The sequence below is a fragment of the Methanoculleus sp. DTU007 genome, assembly GCF_001512385.1.
Taxonomy (GTDB): Archaea; Halobacteriota; Methanomicrobia; order Methanomicrobiales; family Methanoculleaceae; genus Methanoculleus; species Methanoculleus thermophilus.
On record NZ_LFRO01000005.1, the window covers coordinates 22,233 to 42,523 of the forward strand.

20 protein-coding genes and 1 tRNA gene are annotated in these 20,291 nt (G+C 58.4%); 16 read left to right on the forward strand and 5 right to left on the reverse strand.

The genetic code is table 11. The features are described from left to right. The first annotated feature begins 19 nt into the window (after positions 1-19). The 5 genes from ACI94_RS00515 (at position 20) to ACI94_RS00535 (ending at position 3,028) form a co-directional block, all read left to right on the forward strand. Positions 20-301 carry a hypothetical protein gene (locus ACI94_RS00515; protein WP_066958478.1) on the forward strand — a complete coding sequence of 94 codons (282 nt, stop codon included), beginning with the start codon at positions 20-22 and terminating at the stop codon, positions 299-301. Positions 302-305: 4 nt separating this feature from the next. Next, on the forward strand, positions 306-830 hold the full coding sequence (locus tag ACI94_RS00520; protein ID WP_066958479.1) for a tRNA (cytidine(56)-2'-O)-methyltransferase: 525 nt from the start codon (positions 306-308) through the stop codon (positions 828-830). Then, positions 827-1,903: an ATP-grasp domain-containing protein gene (locus ACI94_RS00525; RefSeq protein ID WP_066958481.1), complete on the forward strand. Its 1,077-nt coding sequence runs from the start codon at positions 827-829 to the stop codon at positions 1,901-1,903. Before ACI94_RS00520 ends, ACI94_RS00525 begins: the two co-directional genes overlap by 4 nt. A 125-nt stretch (positions 1,904-2,028) precedes the next feature. Beyond that, the gene (locus ACI94_RS00530) at positions 2,029-2,550 is read left to right on the forward strand and encodes a transcription factor (RefSeq protein WP_286680962.1); all 522 of its coding nucleotides are present in this window, start codon (positions 2,029-2,031) and stop codon (positions 2,548-2,550) included. Next, complete coding sequence (locus ACI94_RS00535) at positions 2,543-3,028, forward strand: HDIG domain-containing metalloprotein (protein ID WP_066958485.1); 486 nt, start codon at positions 2,543-2,545, stop codon at positions 3,026-3,028. Before ACI94_RS00530 ends, ACI94_RS00535 begins: the two co-directional genes overlap by 8 nt. On the opposite strand, the gene ACI94_RS00540 is transcribed toward ACI94_RS00535, so the two are convergent. Continuing rightward, the gene (locus ACI94_RS00540) at positions 3,021-3,524 is read right to left on the reverse strand and encodes a regulator of amino acid metabolism, contains ACT domain protein (protein ID WP_066958487.1); all 504 of its coding nucleotides are present in this window, start codon (positions 3,522-3,524) and stop codon (positions 3,021-3,023) included. The genes ACI94_RS00535 and ACI94_RS00540 overlap by 8 nt on opposite strands. Before the next feature lie 181 nt (positions 3,525-3,705). Between ACI94_RS00540 and ACI94_RS00545 the strand changes: the two genes are divergently transcribed. Both ACI94_RS00545 and ACI94_RS00550 read left to right on the forward strand, forming a co-directional pair. Further along, positions 3,706-3,790 (forward strand) — tRNA-Leu (locus ACI94_RS00545). A gap of 161 nt (positions 3,791-3,951) precedes the next feature. Continuing rightward, the gene (locus ACI94_RS00550) at positions 3,952-5,235 is read left to right on the forward strand and encodes an STAS domain-containing protein (RefSeq protein ID WP_066958489.1); all 1,284 of its coding nucleotides are present in this window, start codon (positions 3,952-3,954) and stop codon (positions 5,233-5,235) included. Positions 5,236-5,432: 197 nt separating this feature from the next. Here ACI94_RS00550 and ACI94_RS00555 read toward each other — a convergent pair whose 3' ends face one another. The 3 genes from ACI94_RS00555 to ACI94_RS00565 form a co-directional block, all read right to left on the reverse strand. Next, positions 5,433-9,392 (reverse strand): HEAT repeat domain-containing protein, encoded by a 3,960-nt coding sequence (locus ACI94_RS00555; RefSeq protein WP_286680963.1) that lies wholly within the window; start codon positions 9,390-9,392, stop codon positions 5,433-5,435. Positions 9,393-9,888: 496 nt separating this feature from the next. After that, the gene (locus ACI94_RS00560; RefSeq protein WP_330219248.1) at positions 9,889-10,617 is read right to left on the reverse strand and encodes a queuosine precursor transporter; all 729 of its coding nucleotides are present in this window, start codon (positions 10,615-10,617) and stop codon (positions 9,889-9,891) included. Between the two features lie 58 nt (positions 10,618-10,675). Then, complete coding sequence (locus ACI94_RS00565; protein ID WP_066958595.1) at positions 10,676-11,284, reverse strand: helix-turn-helix domain-containing protein; 609 nt, start codon at positions 11,282-11,284, stop codon at positions 10,676-10,678. Positions 11,285-11,584: 300 nt separating this feature from the next. On the opposite strand from ACI94_RS00565, the gene ACI94_RS00570 reads away from it, so the two are divergent. The 3 genes from ACI94_RS00570 to ACI94_RS00580 are packed head-to-tail and all read left to right on the forward strand — an operon-like array spanning position 11,585 to position 13,766. After that, entirely contained in the window at positions 11,585-12,103 is a 519-nt protein-coding gene (locus ACI94_RS00570) for a hypothetical protein (RefSeq protein WP_224732809.1), read from the forward strand. Further along, positions 12,100-13,107 (forward strand): hypothetical protein, encoded by a 1,008-nt coding sequence (locus tag ACI94_RS00575; RefSeq protein WP_066958495.1) that lies wholly within the window; start codon positions 12,100-12,102, stop codon positions 13,105-13,107. The genes ACI94_RS00570 and ACI94_RS00575 overlap by 4 nt, the downstream gene beginning before the upstream one ends. Then, entirely contained in the window at positions 13,071-13,766 is a 696-nt protein-coding gene (locus ACI94_RS00580; protein ID WP_066958498.1) for an HAD family hydrolase, read from the forward strand. Before ACI94_RS00575 ends, ACI94_RS00580 begins: the two co-directional genes overlap by 37 nt. Here the strand turns inward: ACI94_RS00580 and ACI94_RS00585 are convergent, their stop codons facing one another. Next, positions 13,767-14,624: a methanogenesis marker 8 protein gene (locus tag ACI94_RS00585; protein WP_066958499.1), complete on the reverse strand. Its 858-nt coding sequence runs from the start codon at positions 14,622-14,624 to the stop codon at positions 13,767-13,769. A 135-nt stretch (positions 14,625-14,759) separates the two neighbouring features. Between ACI94_RS00585 and ACI94_RS00590 the strand changes: the two genes are divergently transcribed. The 6 genes from ACI94_RS00590 to ACI94_RS00615 all read left to right on the forward strand — a co-directional run. Beyond that, positions 14,760-14,918, forward strand: a complete 159-nt coding sequence (locus ACI94_RS00590; protein WP_169795900.1) for a hypothetical protein — start codon at positions 14,760-14,762, stop codon at positions 14,916-14,918. Between the two features lie 11 nt (positions 14,919-14,929). Further along, complete coding sequence (locus ACI94_RS00595; RefSeq protein WP_066958501.1) at positions 14,930-15,682, forward strand: heparan-alpha-glucosaminide N-acetyltransferase; 753 nt, start codon at positions 14,930-14,932, stop codon at positions 15,680-15,682. Positions 15,683-15,901: 219 nt separating this feature from the next. Then, entirely contained in the window at positions 15,902-18,202 is a 2,301-nt protein-coding gene (locus tag ACI94_RS00600; RefSeq protein ID WP_286680964.1) for an Orn/Lys/Arg decarboxylase N-terminal domain-containing protein, read from the forward strand. Between the two features lie 625 nt (positions 18,203-18,827). Beyond that, positions 18,828-19,202 (forward strand): hypothetical protein, encoded by a 375-nt coding sequence (locus tag ACI94_RS00605; protein ID WP_286680965.1) that lies wholly within the window; start codon positions 18,828-18,830, stop codon positions 19,200-19,202. Positions 19,203-19,435: 233 nt separating this feature from the next. Continuing rightward, on the forward strand, positions 19,436-19,822 hold the full coding sequence (locus ACI94_RS00610; protein WP_286680966.1) for a hypothetical protein: 387 nt from the start codon (positions 19,436-19,438) through the stop codon (positions 19,820-19,822). Between the two features lie 62 nt (positions 19,823-19,884). Beyond that, positions 19,885-20,291, forward strand: a 407-nt coding sequence (locus ACI94_RS00615; RefSeq protein WP_286680967.1) for a hypothetical protein, incomplete at its 3' end; no start/stop codon positions are given.

Below are 20,291 nucleotides of genomic sequence, written 5' to 3' on the forward strand. Positions count from 1 at the left end.
GCCGGAAAAAAGAATAGGTGTGCGTGAGGAAGATCTGGATTGGGCCGTATATCATGGGATTCCACAATCCGGCAGCATTACGGTCGAAGATCTGGTAGCAACAACTGGTTTTGAACCCGGTGCAGTCCGGGCATCGCTTGAGCGCCTGGAGCACTACCTCCTTATTCGGCGATCCGGAGAGGCGGTAAGGCTTCTCTCCATCGAGGAGTCACTGATCGAGTGCCAGTGCCGGCATACGAAAGAGGATCTGCCGTTCGTCATCGAGAACGGTGTCATCAGGGCAAAGAGAGGAGATGAGTAAGACTATGCCTGAAGTAGCCGTGCTCCGGATAGGCCATCGGCCCGAACGCGACCAGCGGGTGACGACCCACGTCGGGCTCGCGGCGCGGGCGCTCGGGGCCCGGGGGATGTATCTTGCCGCAAACGACCCGGGTGTGGCCGCGAGCATCGAAGATGTGGTCTCCCGGTGGGGTGGGGAATTCTTTGTTGAGAACGACGTGAAGTGGCGGCGGTGCATCCAGGACTGGAAAGCCGCCGGCGGCAAGGTCGCACACCTCACGATGTACGGGCTCCGGATGACCGACGTCATCGACGAGATCCGCCGTGAGGATCGGGTGCTCGTCGTTGTGGGGGCGGAGAAGGTCCCGGGAGAGATCTACGGGCTTGCCGATTACAACGTCTCGGTGACGACCCAGCCTCACTCGGAGATCTCAAGCCTCGCCCTCTTCCTCGACCACCTCTTCGAGGGCAAAGAACTCAACCGGGAGTACCCGGACGCGAAGATCCGGATCGAGCCGACGAAAGCGGGCAAAAAGACGGTGGAGCGGTGAGAGGGCGGATACTGGTTGCCGGGTTTGCCACACGACACGTGGCGCAGTCAGCCCATCGGGCCGGTTATACAGTCTACGCCGTCGACCATTTCTGTGACCAGGACCTTGCCTGGTACACGGAGGATTGCCTCGCATTCGACGAACTTGACGAACTCCCGGAGAAGATTGCCGAACTTGCCGCCCGCCGTCCCGTCGATGCTCTGGTCGTCACCTCGGGCGCCGAGACCATCGGGACGACGATCCCGCTCTGCGGCACGCCGCCGAAGAAAGTGGAGCGGTTCCTCGACAAACTGGAGATTCAGCGATTCTTTGAGGGACTGGACATCCCGGTCCCGCCGCTTGCAGGGGTTGAAGAGTTTCCCGCGATGGTCAAGCCACGCCAGGGGGCCGGAGGATGGAGGAACGCGATCGTAAAGACCAGGGAAGAACTCCGGCAGTGGGAAGAGGCCTGGCCTGACACCCCCTACATTGCACAACACCTCGTCAGCGGGATCCCGTCAAGCGTCTCCTGCGTCGCAGACGGTCGGCGTGCGCGGGCCATCGCGGTCAACCGGCAGATCCTCCGGGGAGACGGTGAATCCGCGCATGGGTTTGCCGGATCGATCACCCCGTTCGCCCATCCGCTTGTCGGGGAGATGGTCGCGGCAGCCGAGCGCATCTGTGCCGCAAGCGGGTGCATAGGCTCGATCGGTGTCGACTTCATGGCGGGAGATAAACCCTGGGCGATCGAGATAAACCCCCGGTTCCAGGCGACCGTGGATACGGTTGAGATGGCGACAGGAGAGAGTGTCTTTTCACTGCATATGGATGCCTGCCGCGGTGTGATCCCTGCAGCGATGCCGAAGACAAAAAGGGTCGCGATCCGGCGGATCCTCTTCGCAGAAAGGGATATGCGGCTTGATGCCGATCTTTCGGCGCTTGCACCCCGGATTGCCGACATACCCTGGCCCGGTACCGAGTTTGAGGAAGGGAACGCAGTCGTGAGCGTCTACGGATGCGCGGAGACAGAAACGGCGGCACTCCAGGATCTTGAGAGAAATACCGAAGCCGTCCGGAGGCTGATCCGGGGTTGAGCCCCGGACGCGCCTCCGTCAGCCTCTTCAAACCGGAAAGGAAATTAAATATTGAGAACCCAAGTACGGGGCACCGATGTGGGAGAGATCTATTATACAATATTGCGTATAGGGGAGAATTGAGCATGGTATCCGTCAATGAGCTGTTGAATGATCCAGCAATCCACGCCTACATTCAGCGCATGATCGGGGATGAAGGGGTCGATCTTCTCAGGCGCTTCCCAGAAGTTGGGGAGCACAGCGACGAGGAACTTGCCGAGAAGACCGGGGTCAACCTCAATACTGTCCGTCACACGCTGTATACTCTGTATGAAAAACGCCTTGCCGAGTATCGGCGGCTGAAGAACACCGAGACCGGTTGGCTTACATATCTCTGGCATCTCCGCATGGATCGCCTCAACGAGGTGATCGAGGAGGAGATCAAGAATGCACTTGAACATCTCGACGCGCGGCTCGCCTACGAAGAGAAGAACGACTTCTATATCTGCAAGGGCTGCGGCGCAATCTACACCTTCGCCGATGCCGCGAACTGGAACTTCGAGTGCCCGAACTGCGAAGAGATGCTTGAGCACTTCGATAACGAACTCCTCGCCAACGCACTCAGGAGAAGGGTCAACAAGATCAAGGAGAGCCTCGGAAGTGCGTGAGCAGGATTGTATCGACCTCCTCAGGCGTGCCGGGTGCTCGGAGGGGGTCATCGCACACTGCCGGGCGGTGCGTGACCTTGCACTCACGTATGCTACCGATCCCCTCGTCGACCGCGACCTGGTCGAGGCTGGCGCCCTCCTCCACGACATCGGCCGGGGTGTGACGCATGATATTCATCACGCAGAGGTGGGTGCAGAGATGTGTCGGTCGTTCGGGCTCGATGAAGCGATCGTCGCTATCGTCGAGCGGCACATCGGCGCCGGGCTGACGGCCGACGAATGCTCGCTCCTCAACCTGACCCCACGCGACTGCATGCCCCGGAGACTCGAAGAGAAGATTGTCGCCCACGCAGACAACCTGGTGAAGGGGACCCGTGTCATTACCATGGAAGGGCGTATGCTGCATGCAGTCGCTCTTCCGAGAAGACAGAGGAAGCGGATCTGCCGGCTCGGGCAGGAGATGGAACTTTTTAGATAACCAGCCGGTCAACCTGGGGGAGCGCGCGCAGTTCCTCGTAAACCGATGCCGGAACCCGCGCTTCATCCACGATCATCACAAGTTTTGGCTCCTCTGCAAGGTAAGGATCGGTGACGAATATCTGGCGGATGGAGAGATCGTGATCGACGAGGACTTTGACCGCTGCGCCGACAATCCCCTTCTGTTGCGCATCCTTTGGATAAAGTGTGATAACCGAGAGGCCGAGGGCCTCCGCGACCCGGGAGAGATCGGGCGCGGCGCGCATCCGAAGAAAGACCTCCCGGAGCTCCGGATTTTCGAGGATGCGACGGGCTGTGGCGTCAACGACCCGACGGTCAGTATCGATAGCCCTGCCGATGTGCGTAGCGGGGATCTCGATGCCGTTGCAGGCAATCCGTCCTTCCTCGTTGATGCCGAATCCGTTCTCAAGCAGGAACCGGACGACGCGGCTCTGGGAGGGTGAGTCGGCAAACTCCCGTGAGATGTCAGCCCACATAAGGGAATATTCGCGTGAGGCGCATAAATATACACCGAAGTAGGTCGCAGGAGACCGGCATGTGGCTGTAAAGCATGGCAGATGCCACCAAGGTAGACCTCAAGCCCGGGACCAGAGAGAACTCCCCCTCCCGGGAGAGCAAGGTATTTCTTGTTGCAGTGCGTTGTATATAGGGAACAGAGCGAGGGTTGCCGAGACAGGTCAAAGGCGCAAGGTTGAGGGCCTTGTCACGTAGGTGTTCGGGCGTTCAAATCGCCTCCCTCGCACTCAATCTATCCTGAGATTCTAATCAGATGAGCGGACGCTCTCTATTATCCCATAATTCTCGACTTGATGGCGGATTTGCCGCATAAGTTATCCACAGGAACCAAAATTCAATTTGAGAAGAGTTAACCGCCGAAAGCTCAATATCAATACCTGGATACACATGGAACTGCAGACCGAGAGAAAAGATGGCATTTTAACATTTTGTCTGCGCGGAAGGCTTGATGGTTACGGCGCGGGACAACTCGCCGATGCCATTTCGGCATCGCTGCAGGACGATGACCGGTCGGTCGTCTTTGACCTTGCCGAACTGAGTTACCTGAGCAGTGCGGGCATCCGGGTCCTCGTCGCCACGAAGAAGCAGTTGAAGGAACGCGGCGGCATCCTGGCCCTCGCTGGAATTCAGGATTACCCAAAGAGCGTTCTCGATATGGCCGGAGTAACACCGATATTCTCCATCTATGCAGGGGTCGAGGAGGCCATCGCCGCCTGCAAGAGACCGCTCGACAGTCTCTCGGTCATCAACGAGATCACACGGGCTCCGGTCGTCAGAAACGGCGTTACGTATACCATAGAGCGGGCCTCTACGCAGAGCTCGTCGCTCCGGGTCGTCGGCAGACTGGATAAGATGCTGCGCGCCCGCCTGACGGAGGAAGATATCCGTGCAATACCATTCTCAGCCCTCCAGTACTCGCTCGGCATCGGCGCGCTCGGCAAGGGTGTGACAGATGCGCTCCCGCTCCTAGGAGAGATGATCACGCTGCACGGCTCGGTGGTATGGCTCCCGACCGATGGAAACGCCACACCGGACTTCTTCACGCCGGTGAAGGATACCGGGGAACTCTACATCTATACCGGATATAACGTAGCGCTCAACGGGCCGTTTCACGAGATCGTCACCATCGATGCGGGAGATGGGGGGAGCATCGCGCTCTCCGACGTATACCGCACACTCTTTGAGCTTGCCAGGGAGCAGAAGCGCGACTTTGCCGGCATCATCGCACTTGCCATGTGGGCCGTCGTCGATGGGGTCCGGAGCCTCGGAGTGAAGAAGTCGCCCATTGCCGCATTTGCCCCGGAAAACGGTCTTCCCATCAATTCTGAAGCGAATGTAAAAGAATGGCTCGATGATGACGATGAGCCAAAGTACCACGGCGACACGATGGTCAGCTTCGGGTTCGGAGTAGACTACTCGGCCTGCAACGACGAATGCCTTTCAGCCCTCACCGATCTGAATCGGCCAAGGACACAGCAACTGCAGCTCCACAATCACGGGGTCATCTTCCGGGGGGTGCCATGGGATGCAGGGCTCGATCTCACGAGACAGATCGAAAAGATCTTGAGCGAGGCTCCGTTCATCGATATGCGGCATCTCAAAGACAGCACCCGGATCCGGCGGGCGAAGGTGGGCGTGGCTTATATCTCAAGGATCGACGTGGATGCCTAAGGCCGGAATTGCAGTCGGCCAACTTTCATCATTTTTAAAAATCCTAGATGCGCTCAATATTGGGTCTGATATAGATCCCGGTTCTATTCTAGAGGTTATCTCAAATGCCCCTGCCAGGGGTGATCCGGGGTGCTCTGCTTCACCCGCAGGCACCCCAATGCAGTCTCGACTCCCGACAACAAAAGACCAGTCGGGGCTTATCCTTCGTCCGCCCGATGCGTGATCTGCTCAATCGCATCCTCTGCAGCCCTCTGGACGTACCAATCCGGGTCATTGAGGAGACTTCGGAGAGGATCGACCGCCCGTGCATCCCCGATCTCCGCCAGGACGTCCGCCGCGCGTTTCCGAACATCGTCGTCCGGATCAACGAGCGCGGATACGACCGCATCCATAGCCGGGGCCCCGATACTGACGAGTGCCGCCGCTGCCTCCCGCCGGACGCTGTAGTACTCGTCGTGAAGAAGAGATATGAGCGCCGGGACCGCAGACGGATCACGGATCTCGCCGAGGACCTTGGCCGCCCGCCGCCGGATGCTGTCATCGCAGTCCAGGAGCACCGCGACCAGCGGCCCGACCGCGACCGTGCCAAGCGGGATCAGATCGCTCCATCGTTCCTTTGCGATGAGATAGACCGCCGTCTCTTCTCCCGGGGCCGGCACCCAGCCCAGGCGGTCGAGAGCGTCCGCAGCCCCGGCGCGAACGCGGAAATGCCCGTCCTTGAGTGCGGCAGGCAGCAGCCGACGCGCCGGATCGCCGATGAGCACCAGGGCCATCACCGCACCCATTCTGGCGGTATCATTCCCTTCCCGGAGGACGCGGAGGAGCGGTTCGACCGCCTCCTCGCCCATCATGCCTAGAGCCCGGACAACAACGCGACCCACGTGCCAGTCCTCATGCAGGAGCGTATCTATAAGAGAATCGATTGCACCCGGGTTCCCGATCTTGCCGAGCGTTGCAGCTGCCCCCATCTGGACAACCGGAGAGCCGTTGCGGAGAGCCTGAACCAGCGGCTCGACAGCCGGGTCTCCTATGGTGACAAGCGCCCGCGCTGCCCCAAGGCGGATATGCCAGTCGCGGTCACAGAGAGCATCGATGAGCGGGACGACCGCAGGCTCTCCGATCGTCTTGAGCGCCTCGATTGCTCTTCTCTGTCCGCCCTCCTGCTCGGTGCGAAGTTCATCTATCAGTCTCCTGACCGCGGGTGTTCCAATCATGCCAAGAGCCCGCGCCGCGCCCATCTGGACCGCACTGTCAGGGTCATCAAGCGCCTTCACGAGCGGCTCAACTGCTATGGGGCCAAGCTCTGCAACGGATGCCCACTGCTCCTTCGCGATCAGGTAGTGGACGGTCTCGCTCTCGGTCTCCGGCACCCAGCCAATCCGCCCGAGGACCTCCGCCGCTCCCAGACGCACAGCGTAATGCACGTCTAGAAGGGCCGTCGTAAGATCGTCGATGGCTGGTTTCCCGATCCGGGTGAGGGTATTGGCCGCCTCCAGCCGGAGAGTGTCGTTCGAGTGCCCCAACGCCTCAATGAGCGAGCCAACGGCCATATCCCCAAAGCTGACAAGGATATCCCCAGATCTCTGCCGGGTCAGGGGGTCAGCGCTCCCGAGCGCAAGAACCAGCGCATTGACGGACGCAGCACCGATTGTCGTCAGGATATCCGCCGCAATCGGCCCGATATTCGGGTGCCCGAGAACGGAGGCGAGGGGACCGGCAGCAGGAGCCCCGATCCTGACCAGGACACCGACAGCCATCTGACGGAGTTCATCCTCACTTAAGACCCCGATAAGCGGCTCGACGGCCGCCTCCCCGATCCGCACCAGCGTATCGGCTGCGGGGTCCAGGCGAGCCTCATCGCCGAGCAGGCGAATCAGGTGAGGGATTGCAGGGGTCCCAATCCTGGCAAGCGACTTGATCGCACCGGCCTTGACACCCGTATCCGGGTCGGCAAGCCGCACCAAAAGGGGTTCGACAGCCGGGGCCCCAAGGCTCACGACATCCTGCCACTGCTGCAGAGCGATGAGATACACAGCCTGTTCATCCACACCTCCTGGTCTCCAGCCCAACCGGTTTAAGACCGTAGCCGCGCCCAGGCGAGTCATGGCGTTCTCATCGGTGAGCAGATCGGTAAGCGGCTCCACCGCAGCCTCACCAATACCGGTGAGCGCAGTCACCGCACCATCGTGCCCGTCGCCAGCCTCTCCTAGAAGAGGTATGAGGGGTGTTACAGCAGGGGCACCGATGTTGATCAGAGCGTCAACGGCCCTCCGGTGGAGGCGATCACCGCCGTCCCTGAGCAGTTCAACGATGGCCGGAGCGGCCTCGGGTGCTCTGAGCTTGCCGAGGATCTCGACGGCATTCTCCCGGACGGCATCAGATCCTCCGTCAAGCAGCGCAAGGACCGGAGTTACAGCAGGTTGACCGATAGCGACGAGGGCGTCTGCCGCGGCCGGGGCAACAACGTCATCTCTGAGAGCATTGACAAGCGGTTCTACCGCCTCAGGAAGGCCAATCTCCCCGAGCGTTACCGCAGCCTCACAGCGAACGCGATCGTCGCTGCCGTTGAGCGTTCGGATAAGGGGCTCAACAGCCGGCGCACCCATCAGGGCAAGCTCCATCCACTCTTCCCGGGCAATCAGATACCATGCTCGTTCGGTACTGTCCCAGGGTTCCCAGCCCATCCTCTCCAGAATGGCAGCAGCATGGCGACGTGACCGGTCGGAGGTCAGCGCCTGAATCAGGGGCGGGACCGCAGCCTCCCCAAGAGCATAGAGGACTTCGCAAAGTGCCTCGATGACATCAGAATCCGCATCGTCCAGAGCGCGGACACACGCTTCAGCTGACGGCTCCCCAACCTTGATCAGGGCTGCGGCCGCCATTTCCCGGATGTCGGGATCGGAAAGCAATCGGATGAGCGGGTTGACCGCAGGGAGGCCAATCTCCCCAAGCGCCATCACCACAAGCGATCGGAGTTCCTGATCCGCATCGCGCAACAGTTCGATCAGGGGGCCAACTGAGGCCTCTCCAATCTCACCAAGAGTCCTGGCCGCATGCCACCACCTCTCCCTATCCGGAGACCGGAGGATGCTGATAAGAGGTTCTATAGCGGCCTCACCGTAATCCGCCACATCAGGCCATGCCTCGCTGGCGATGAGGTGCCGGATCGTCCCGATCTCATCAGGCGGTCTCCAGCCGAGTTCCCGCAGGATCTCTGCAGCAGATCTCCGGATCTCCCCATCAGGTGCACCTAGGGCCTCAACGAGGGAGGGCACCGCAACTTCTCCAATCTCACGGAGCGCATAGTGGGCGCCGAACTGCACTTCGTCGTCACCGGAGCCGAGCGCGGCAATGAGCGAGGGCACAGCGGGCTTGCCGATACGCACGAGAGTTGCAGCTGCCCTGGTCTGCGTCGCAGTCTCACCGAGGGCGGCGATCAGCGCCGGGATTGCATCTTCACCAATCAAAGCGAGCGTTTCGGCGACGCACCACCGTCTCTCCTCATCCACAAGAGCGAGGGCCCGGACAAGGTGAGCCACGGCATCGGCTCCCAGCTTCACGAGGGTCTCTTGAGCCCGTTCACGAAGCATGGCGTCATCGCTACCGAGATCACCGATGAGCGACTCTATCGAACGGCCTTCATCAAGAAGGGGGGTAGTAACTGCCTCTTGTTCGCCAGAGCCTGGAGCATCGTCAGGCAGATCAGGAATATCTTCTGATATTTCGAGCCAATCCTCAGAGAGATCAGGCAGAACATCCTCAGACAGACGGGCTTTGCGTTCAGCAAGATCCGGGACTGATTCGTCATTCCGATCATTGAGTCCCGGTGTTATCGCGAGATCTTTATCACCGCGGGACCCAAATTGCGGGATGCTCAGGCCGACTGCGGGAAGCTCCTGAGGCTCGTCTGGCTTACCGGGCACGTCATCAGCCGGATTGCACCCGGATGGGAAGTTAAGAGATCTTCCTGCCTTGCCCTGTCCGTCGGGGGGGTGCGTGGCACCTCTCCCCTCCCCGTAAACAAGATCGTCATACTGCCGAAGGGCGTCGGGGATCAGGTCAAGTTTCTCAAAGACCTTCGTATCACCGTCAAGCCAGGCATGTCCCCCTGAAGATACCTTTTCTGGCGTATCTACCTGAGATACTTCAGGATTCAACTGTGAGGCATCCTCCTTACCAGGGGCATGTTCACTTTTGTTCCCTTCAGCCCACTTCTTCGTCCAATAGGCAAGAAAAGAAGTCCCATTCGGCCCAAACAGCCCGGGAAGGCAGACAAGAGGACATGTGGTCTCAAGCGTTGAGAACGCCGGAATACCCGACACTCCTCCATCAGACAGCAGGAGGAAAAGGCATGTGGTTCCAAAGATCGCACATGCCGATGTATACGGCGTCCCAAAAAACACACGTTTGCCAGCCAACCAGGACACATACCCACCCGCACGATCTAACTGTTCTGTCGCCGAATCGTAGATCTTAACGCGGATATCGGCGAAAGCACCGCTCAGAATTTCTCGTGGGGTCCTAGTGCACATTATGAGAAGTATACGCCCAAAAATTAAAAATGTTTGTTTTCCATGCCCAATCAATATAGAATGTTTTAATTATAACCTATTTCAGGAAATTTTTTCTCCCGTACTCCCTGATTGCTGTGAATCACCCGGTGCCAAGATAGCGTTTATACCAGACAAACCAGGGTGTGTCAAGGAGCCCAATGAGACCCTTGCTGACGACCTGCCCAATGATCAGGGGGAGGAGCGGGATGCCGGCAGTGAAGAAAGCAATGCTCACGAAGATGATACTGTCGAGGGTCAGGTCGGCGACATCGGAGAAAGCGCTCCTTAGAACGATCCGATCAGGGTATGCACGTTTCAGCCGGTCGAAAACATATGAATCGAGAGTCTGACTGACCAGAAACGCAACCCAGGACGCGAGGATGATCCACAACCCTTGCGTGAAGATGCTCTGCCATGCCTCCTCGAACTGGAAGGCCGGAGCCGGAGAAAGGGAGTTTGTCATGACTATGAGGATGACAAGGAGGATCTGCGAGAGCAGTGCGATGAGGATGGCGACCTGAGTCATCGATCTCCCGTAGACCTCGTTGATCATGTCGATCGCCTGTGCTATAAACGGATAAATGAAGACAGAAGCAGGCGCAACCAGCGTGACGATGCCGAGATCGAACTCGATGATTCGGGCTGCAATGATCTGCGAGGCGCCGAGATAAATGATATACAGGCCGGTCAGGGTGGCAAACCCATACCCTGGGAACCGCCTGACGACGACGGCTGCCGCATACGTCGCAATAGTGAGGCTGATCGCCCAGTATATCCAGACAAGCGGTATCAGCGTGGAATCCCTCCTCCTGAAAGGTAGAGAAGGTATTCCCGTTCACTGTATTAACACCCGCCTGTTCGGCCTGCAACCATCACAAAACAGCCGGTTAGAAACCTTCGTTCATAATCCGCTCGAGTTCAGAACGCCTGATCCGCCAGGATCCTCCACACTTGACGGCCGGGATCCGCTCTTCCCGAATGAACTCCCGGATTCGGCCGGGGGTGAAGTTCAGGGTTGAGGCGACGTCATCAACGGTGAGCATCCGATCACTGTAGGCATGGTGGCGACAGCCGCCTCCAATCGTCTCCCAGTTCTCGTCCGGCAGCATGATGGTGATGACCGGCTCGCCGTCGTCTCCCGGGGAGACAGTGGCCTTGAACGTGAGGGTGGGAACGAGACCATTCAGGTAGATGCTCGCCTGAAACTCGAACTCCTCCTCGGTCGTCGTACTGGCTTTATCCCTGAACGCATGTAGGATGTCCCACAAATTCTCCGTAACAGTCTCCTGCGGGATGTTTGGGAATGGCACCATAATCTCTGCAGCCCGCGCCGAGACTGCAAGGGGATACATGATGCCTATATCTCTTCCCATTCGGGTGATCTCAATGAGATCACCGTCATCGATAGCATCCTGGCGGCCCTTCCTCTGCTGGTCGGGGTCCGCCAATCCCCAGATTTCAGCAGGTGCCCTCAATTGAGTTTTTCTCTTCTTCATAAAACAGATCTCTCCAGGGATATACTCGCGCTTCTGTAGCACAGTGGGGGGTTGATCATAAAAGAGTTGCCAAATATTTTGCGTTATTTTTCCAGTTTCTTTCGCTTTAAAGAGGTTTTTCAAGACTCTGGCAACAAAAAACTGCCAGAATCTGACATCTGATCGGATACAGTCTTCGGATACTCGCTCTGCAGCCAATTATCGCCAAAATAAGGAAGCAAATCGCTCGGGTTCTCGTCTCTGAGATCTAATTCGAGGAGCGAACCTCCAACAAAGCCTATATAGCGACAGGGTGAGTCATTGAGCAGTGATTTCTTCATGATCACCGCCCAGGGCGATGCCTACATAGCACTTCTGGGACGCTCAACATGGGCTCTCGTCAACGCATATCATGCAGTCCTGCGGGAGAAGGGGTTGCGCCCCAAACAGGTCTCTATCGTAACCGAGGAACCCTATGCATCGAAGACATCGACCGTAGCCGAGGCCATCCGGATAATATCGGAGGGATATGGCTTCACTCCGGTAATCAGGGTGGAGGTTCTGCCTGAAGCAGACTTTGTGCAGGCCGGGCGGACGATCCGCTCTCTCGTCGCTGACCTCATCCAGCAGGGGTTTTACGTGGCGATCGATATCACCTCCGGGAGGAAGGTCATCGTCGCAGGAGCACTCATCGCGGTCTCACTCGCCGGACTCGATCTAAGACACATTTACTATCTTGCCATGAAGACGACAGACAACGTTGCAAAACCGTACATGATGATCCCTCATCAGATCCAGAAGATCCGGGATATCATGGAGGATGCGGGGGTAAGGCCATGAATGATGCAGTCATCAGGGAAGATGAGCTGCAGATCCTCTTAAACAGCCTAGATGAGATCAACGTCACATATCCGCTCTATGAGGGGGATATCCTCGTTGCACGCCCAGAAGGCATCGGCTACTCCCTGGATCTCCTTGCATCACGCGAGACCTTCCAGGGCTGGCTCGCGGAGTACGAGCCGATTGCCGCCGAACTTCCCAACTACGCAGACTTCCTGGAATGCATGCTCGCAAGCGGGGTCGCCCGCTACGCAAACCAGGCCGCCTTCGATGCAATGCTCACATCGTATGGGCAACTCAAGAAAGCCGTCTTCTTTGGTCTGGATACAAATCTCTTCTACCATGGCTTTGCAACAAACAACCCGGAGATCGATCATGCCTCCTACCTGATCGTTGAGACCGTCCGCGACGAGATCGCATACGCAATCAACCGTAAGTACCCGGCAAAAAAGATCGAGGAGATGGTGGCGCATGCACCGGGCTTGCGAGACTATATCAAGGAACTCGAGAACAAGCGGATGAAGAGATCCCGAAAAGCGGCATACCTAGCTCTGAAAGAGTATCGCATCATCCGCGACCGGGCGACAGAGATCGCATCGCCAGGCCCTCATACGCACCTGACGGAAGAGAACGATCGCAATATTGTCAAAGCGCTCCGGAAGTTCGAAGAGGAACGGTATGCTCTCCCGGTGCTTCTGACAGCCGACGTCTACATGGCGGATCTCTGCATGGCTGAAGGGCTTGAGTACTTCTACTTTGACCGCCCATACAGGTTAGAGACAACAACCTGTACGGCCCAGGGATTCCGGCGGCTGCTCTTCAATCTTGCTGCCGTCTTTGGATTCGTGGGTTGCAACGGTTTTGCCGTCTTCGGGGAATACGGCGGGAAGGGCAACGATCTTGATGAGCTGAAGGTGCGATTTTTTGACGACGAAACATATCATGAATTCACCAGGGAACTGGAGATATGCAGACAACTCCAAAAACTCGGCATAGAACGGTAGAGGCGATCCTCTGCGATATGGATAACACTCTCTTTGACCTTGTTGGAGCAAAGCGTGAGGCCTGCCGGTGCGTGGTCGATTATCTCGGTGTTGGAGACGCGGAGATGCTCTTTTCAGAGTTTCTCCGGGGAATCCATGGGTTTGAAGATCATGAAAACATACGTGACTACCTCGAGCGTCTCGGGGTCTACGAACCCAGGACGTTTGAGGTCTGCTGCCGCACCTACGAAGACGTGAAACTCGACCTGGTCGAGGCGTACCCAGGTGTCGAAGAGACGCTCCAGTTCCTCAGAGACGCCGGGATTGGGCTCGCGGTCGTCACCGACGCAGATTTGCTCCATGCACACCAGCGGCTCACAAAGACCGGGCTCATCGATTACTTCGAGGTCGTGGTGACACCGGAGGTCTCGGGGAGACGGAAACCGGAACCGGACTCGCTCCTCTACGCCCTCCGGAAACTCGAGACCCCTCCTGCGCAGGCGATGATGGTCGGCGATAGCCTGGTTCGCGACATCGCTCCCGGGAGGCATCTAGGGATGGTGACCGCGTTTGCCGCCTACGGCGACTGGCGCGCAAGCCGGCCAAGTGACGTTGAGGCCGATATCATCCTTTCAGAATTCTCCGAACTCCCGGATCATATCGGCATATCAGACCAGTAATCAGCAGAGCGGCGAGGGAGACTGAGAGCCCGGAACCGGGAGGCGCGCTCCGTGGACGATGACCGGCTGATCGGTCTCCGCGACTTTCCCGAGAATGATCGCCTTTCCCGCTTTGGTCATCGCAAAGACCGGGATTGATGTCCCTGCCTGCAGGAGCGCGGCCTTCGCCGCCTCATCGCGGATGTGCTGCGACGCGCAGGCAGTGAGGAGATCGGCAGATCTCGCCATCAGCGCCGCGTCCTCTCGCGAGATCCCGGTCGTGTGAACGGCAACGATGACGGTCTCGGGGAAGTGTTCCCGGATTACCGCAGCCTCGGCGGCAACGGCGGTGGTCACGGCGATCCGCCGGTGCCCGAGCGATCGCGCAAGGGCAACGCCGGCGGCCTGGTCGATCGTGGCGGTCTTCGGGTCAAGGACCACGCCCCCGTTCTCCCGAATTCGTGCGATCACCTCAGGGATAGGGGAAGTCTTTACGAGGCCCGACATCCGGCCGCCGATCCCCTGGATGAGGGCGGGATTCGCCGCGACAAGCGTCCCTGCCCCGTCGGATACGATCACCACAGCGTCGAGGTCTCCCCGGCGGACAGCGCTGCTCAAGAGTTCCGATGCCCCGAAGATGACGAAGTCCGGACCGGCAAGAACCTCCCGATCCGGAGTGCACATCCCAAACGACCGGATTCTCCCTTCGATGTTTCTTCGGATCGCCTCAGGCGTCATCTCCTCGACCGGGCAGGCAAACCGTCGCGCCAGTGGGCAGTCCTCGATCAGGGGCGTCCCGACCTCGACCACACGACCGTTCTGAATCACGACCCGGCACCTTCCGGCAGCCTCTATGATATGTTCGTCTCGGTTGTTCATAGGCCCGTTTCCATACTTGCTATGCGGTGACGTGAAATAATACTCCCTTCCCGACCCCGGGTAAATGCTTATCAGATTGCCGCTATGAGTGTACAGAGATGATATACCTGCATCAGGTAGACGGGGTGAAGGGTCATGGGCCGGATCTGTAGTCCGTTCATCGTTCTCGAGTGCAGCCGGGAGTGCGGATTCACCCGGATCTATAACGAACCTACCGAGGAGCAAGAGAAGGAGATCGCCGATATGAAGACCTGCCCTGACTGCGGGGCCCCGATCAGGCGAAGATTCTTCTGACGGCGAAGACTATGCCGGGAGAGCGCTACTGGGAGATCGATATCGTCCGGGGTATCGCCGTCGTGACGATGATCATCTTCCATGCCGCTTTCGACCTCAACTTCTTCGGAGTCCTGCCGCTCAACGTCTCGAGCGGCTTCCTTCGGATGCTCGCCTACCTGACCGCATCGACATTCATCTTCCTCGTCGGGCTCTCCTTCACCATCAGTTATGCCCGGGCTTCGGAGCGGCTTGCCGGGCGGGACCTCACGCTCAAATACGTCCGGCGCGGCCTTACGATATTCGGCTACGGGCTCGTCATAACTGCTGTTACCTGGTTCTTCCTGCCGAATGTCTATATCGTCTTTGGCATTCTCCATTTCATCGGGGTCGCCATCCTGATCGCGCCGCTCTTTGCGCGCTTTGGCGCGACGAATCTCATCCTTGCAAGCATCGCCTGCCTGGTTGCGGGCTACGCCACAAACGCCATCCCGGGCCCGTGGCCCCTCCTCTGGCTCGGCATCCATCCGGAGTCGTTCGCGAGTCTCGACTACGTCCCGCTCCTCCCCTGGTTCGGCCTTGTCCTCGCCGGGATGGCGTTCGGGCACCTCTACTATCCGGACGGACGACGCGGATTTGTACTCACGACGAGAGAACCGAGGCTTGCGCATCCCCTCTCGTTCCTCGGCCGGCACTCGCTCCTCATCTACTTCCTGCACCAGCCCATCCTCCTCCTCCTGACCGCGTTCCTCGCGCCAGGAGCGATGATAACCGGGTTGTGGTGAGGGACGTGGCACGGAGACGGGGAAGAATGGCGTCCGCTCCCCCCAAGAGATCTGGATCTTTCGGGTAGAGGCGATACCGATACGCTTTAGGCACAAAATACCCACATGGAAGACATTGGTCTATAAGGTGGACTGTCTGTATCCCGCCATGGAAATGGAGGAGTGGTCCCGTCCGAACCTAAAAGACGCCCCAGATCATCATTCCAAGGGTGTGGCCGCATGGATTACCTGGAGGAGTTCCCTATTCTCATCATCGACGATGAGTTGCATTCAGATACTGCTGAAGGCCGTGCATCTCGCGAGATCATCAAAGAATTGAAGGACGAAGGTTTCTCCATAATCGAGGCTCTGAATGCTCGCGACGGGGTTCACGCATTTCTGTCGCACCCGCATGCAAGCTGCATCGTCATCGACTGGGAACTCACCCCCGAGGCCGCGGACGGCATGCTCACCGCAGCCGACGTCATCACCCTCATCAGGGAGCGCAATCCGAAGGTTCCGATATTCTTAAACACCGAAAAACTGGCGATCTCCGCCATTCCTTTGAGCGTCATATCCCGGATTGACGGCTACATCTGGAAACTTGAGGATACCCCCAGCTTCATCGCCGGCCACATCAAACGGGCGGCGACAAGTTACCTCATTGATATCCTTCCTCCATTTTTCCATGGGCTGATGGACTACGTTGAGGAGTACAAGTATTCCTGGCATACCCCGGGGCATATGGGGGGCGTCGCGTTTCTCAAAAGCGCCGCAGGCCGGATATTCTACAATTTCTTCGGCGAGAACGCTCTGCGGGCCGACCTCTCGGCCTCGGTGCCGGAACTTGGATCGCTCCTCGAGCACTCCGGCGTCGTCGGTGAGGCGGAACGGAAGGCCGCGGAGGTCTTCGGGGCCGATCGGACCTACTTTGTCACCGGAGGGACATCGGCCGCGAACAAGATCGTCTGGCTTGCGACCGTTACCCCCGGCGACGTTGTCCTTGTCGACCGGAACTGCCACAAATCCGTGATGCACGCAATCATCATGACCGGTGCCATCCCCATCTACCTCATACCAACCCGGAACGAGTATGGGATCATCGGTCCCATTCAGAGCCGCGAGTTCCACCCCGAGGTCATCGCAGAGAAGATCCGCAACTCCCCGCTCATCGACGACCCTGCGGCAGAGACGATCAAGATGGCCGTGATCACGAACTCCACCTACGACGGGATCTGCTACAGCACAGAGAGGATCGAGGAGCAGTTGCGGAATGTGGTTCCATACCTCCACTACGACGAGGCGTGGTTCGGCTACGCCCGGTTCCATCCCCTGTATGCGGGACGCTACGGGATGCACACCACAGATACGGTCGGGCCGACGGTCTTTGCCACCCAGTCGACCCACAAAGTCCTCGCCGCCTTCTCGCAGGGCTCGATGCTCCACGTCAGGCAGGGCCGGGGACCGGTCGACCACCCGCGGTTCAACGAGGCGTTCATGATGTTCACCTCCACCTCACCTCAGTACACCATCATAGCGTCCCTCGACGTCGCCACCAAGATGATGGCCGGTCACTCGGGGAGGTTCCTCGTCGAGGAGGCGATCGAGGAGGCGATCGTCTTTCGAAAGAAGATGGTGACAGTGGCCGAAGAGATCCGGCGAGGCCCCTTCACCGAGGAGGACTACTGGTGGTTCACCGTCTGGCAGCCCGATTGCATCATGGACCAGGAGGCGGAGCGGCCGCTCGGAGAAGTGGAGGACTGGATGCTCCGGGACCAGGCAGGCTGCTGGCTGTTACATCCCCACGATACCTGGCATGGGTTCGACGGCATTGAGGAGGGATACGCCATGCTCGATCCCATCAAGGTGACGATCCTCACCCCGGGGATCAGACCGGGCGGGAGCATGGAGGAACAGGGGATCCCGGCGAGCATCGTCACGAAGTACCTCCGGAAGAGAGGGATCGTCGTCGAGAAGACCGGACATTACTCGTTCCTGATCCTCTTCACGCTCGGGATCACCAAGGGCAAGTCCGGGACGCTGCTTGCGGAACTCTTCCGATTCAAGGCCCTCTACGACCGAAACAGCCCCCTCGAAGAGGTCTTCCCCGATCTCGTGCGCCAGTATCCCGCCCGGTATGCAGAACGGGGGCTCCGCGACCTCTGCCAGGAGATGCACGAACATCTGCGCGAGAAGTCGATCGCAGAGATGGTCCGAAACGTTTACTCGAGATTACCGGAACAGGTGATGACACCTGCGGAGGCCTACCGCCGCCTGGTTCGAGGCGAGGTGACGCCGGTGCCCGCAAGCGATCTCGAGGGGAGGACGGTCGCGGTGATGGTCGTCCCCTATCCTCCCGGTATCCCGGTCATCATGCCGGGGGAGCGATGCGGTCCGGAGACGCGGGCGATCGTCGATTACCTACGATCATCAGAGGAGTTCAACGCGCTCTTCCCCGGGTTCGAGAACGAGGTGCACGGGGTGGANNTCGTGACGGAGGGCGACCGCCGGGTCTACTACGTTTACTGCGTTTCGGAGTGACGCCGGTCAATCCCGCACGCCGACGAAGATCGCGGTCGCGAGGAAGTGGACGAGGCTACGAAACTGAGCGATACTGCGTCGGGAGCGAACTCAGCGGCGATGGACGGGAGCGCGATGTTCACCGCCGAACCCATGAACGGGGTGGCCACGCGCTGAGTGTAGGGTGGTCGGGATGATGCCGGATCACCTGCCGGGGGGGTACGGTGCCGGGCAGGGACCTGCCCGGGAGAGAACAATGAAGAGGAGAGGAGCGGGTTAGCCGGCGGTACTCTTTACATTAACCGATAACGTATGCAAATTATTTACACGTCTGGGTTTTGTCGGAGAAAAAGTCCTGGTTTCGTCGTGAGTAATTTCTTGCTTCAACGGTCATTTTTCGGAAAACCCCTTGAGGTGGGGTTTAATATTCCGCGCAACACCTTTCCCGTATTGCGCTTGTCCTTCAGAAAGGTGCGGAATGGACGATTCTCGGCGGAATGCCCGTGATCCTGCGTGCTATTCCGGAGACGCTCGGGTGATCTCTCACGCGCCGAGATCGACGTACTGCTTGCGTATATAAAACGTGTAAAGAAATTGGACAGAATTTTTATACGGAGGTCTTCCGATGTCTCATCGGTGGATTCTGATGAAGATCAGCCGCGTTATAGGACTTCTTGCCGTCGTCGCCTTCATCGTGCCGGTGGTTTCAGCTGCAGGTATCGGAAACGAAAATGACGGAGTCGCGGGACTTCTCTCGCAGGCGGACGGGTACGGAACCCGTGAGTATTTTACGATTACACAGGGGGAGACTGATACTCATCTGCTCAATGTACCAGCTGGGATGTCCTTACTGAATGTTTACTTAAACTGGTTTACCCCGGACCACTCCCTGGAATTGGAGATCTACAGACCGGATGGGAGCCTGTACCTGGAGTATCAAGATTACTCGATAAATTGCATAACAGATGATAATGAATTTACCTTTGCAATTCCTGCTGGCGCGTCGGTGGTGTACGCATGAGGATTAATCATATCGTCAAAGAGGAACTCTTGCGCTCACTCGCAATCTACTGGATATTGTTTCTCATCATTGCTATTCCCACCGTGGGTGGCTACTTGCCGTTATCCACGGCTTCTGCATTTCCTCTGGCAGCGATCCTCACTGCAATATATTTCTGTGTCAGGGTGTGGTACAGGCGGAAGGAAAATCTGCACGACCCCAACCCCATAAGCATTCTCCATCACGCCCTCCGGTTGGGAGAACAGAGAGAGGAGAAGACGAAGCAGAGAAGAGCCCTCGTTGAGAAGGCGGTCGATGCCGTCCTTGCCGTCGCGATCTTCCTGATCTATATCTACGCGTCCCTTGCATACTCCATCAACCAGATATTCTGGCTCCCTGTCCTTGTCATCCTCGGCCTGCTTCTGACGCGCATCGTCTTCATCGATGCCGGGGAGCGCCGCGTCACCCTTGCACGATCGGTTGTCTTCTACCTCATAGCAGCCGCAATCGTTGTTCTGCGCTACCTGGCACTGGGGTATCCCGTTGTCCCCCTCCTCCAGGCAATCGTGCTTATTGGTATCGTTTCTTTTCCTATCCTCTACATCTGGGAAAGACGATCTGCCCCGAAAGGAAAGGACTGAGGGATGATGTCCTGCGGAGGGATGGATGTGCTCTGCACACCTCTGCGAATGACGGAGGGCTCATGATCGTGAAAGCAGTGCACGTACTTGCCGTTCTGCTCATCGCATGCACTCTGTGCATTCCTGCAGCCGCGACCTCAACGATCCCCCTCGAATACTACCACATGGACCGGTGCCCGGACTGCGAGCTCACCGATCCGCTGATCGCGGACCTGGAAGGCGCCTATGGCGGTGCCCTCGCGATCGAATGGATCGATGTCGAGAACGTGGACGGATGGGAGCGATGGAACGCATACGCATTTCTCGAAGTCCCGGCCGTGGTCGTGGGCGGCATCGTCAAAATCCCCAAGGAAGAGATCACCGAGGAGAGCCTCAGGGCGGCGATCGAGCAGACCCGTGCCGGCGAGCAGCCGCAGGAGAACTCGCCGCCGATTAACTGGAATATCCCGTTTGCATTCTCCCTGGGCCT

Excerpts from the sequence above, each read along its gene's own strand:
- ACI94_RS00520 (WP_066958479.1), top strand. The coding sequence starts at position 306 with ATGCCTGAAGTAGCCGTGCTCCGGATAGGCCATCGGCCCGAACGCGAC.
- ACI94_RS00530 (WP_286680962.1), top strand. The coding sequence starts at position 2,029 with ATGGTATCCGTCAATGAGCTGTTGAATGATCCAGCAATCCACGCCTAC.
- ACI94_RS00540 (WP_066958487.1), bottom strand. The coding sequence starts at position 3,524 with ATGTGGGCTGACATCTCACGGGAGTTTGCCGACTCACCCTCCCAGAGC.
- ACI94_RS00550 (WP_066958489.1), top strand. The coding sequence starts at position 3,952 with ATGGAACTGCAGACCGAGAGAAAAGATGGCATTTTAACATTTTGTCTG.
- ACI94_RS00565 (WP_066958595.1), bottom strand. The coding sequence starts at position 11,284 with ATGAAGAAGAGAAAAACTCAATTGAGGGCACCTGCTGAAATCTGGGGA.
- ACI94_RS00575 (WP_066958495.1), top strand. The coding sequence starts at position 12,100 with ATGAATGATGCAGTCATCAGGGAAGATGAGCTGCAGATCCTCTTAAAC.
- ACI94_RS00580 (WP_066958498.1), top strand. The coding sequence starts at position 13,071 with ATGCAGACAACTCCAAAAACTCGGCATAGAACGGTAGAGGCGATCCTC.
- ACI94_RS00585 (WP_066958499.1), bottom strand. The coding sequence starts at position 14,624 with ATGAACAACCGAGACGAACATATCATAGAGGCTGCCGGAAGGTGCCGG.
- ACI94_RS00590 (WP_169795900.1), top strand. The coding sequence starts at position 14,760 with ATGGGCCGGATCTGTAGTCCGTTCATCGTTCTCGAGTGCAGCCGGGAG.
- ACI94_RS00595 (WP_066958501.1), top strand. The coding sequence starts at position 14,930 with ATGCCGGGAGAGCGCTACTGGGAGATCGATATCGTCCGGGGTATCGCC.
- ACI94_RS00605 (WP_286680965.1), top strand. The coding sequence starts at position 18,828 with ATGAAGATCAGCCGCGTTATAGGACTTCTTGCCGTCGTCGCCTTCATC.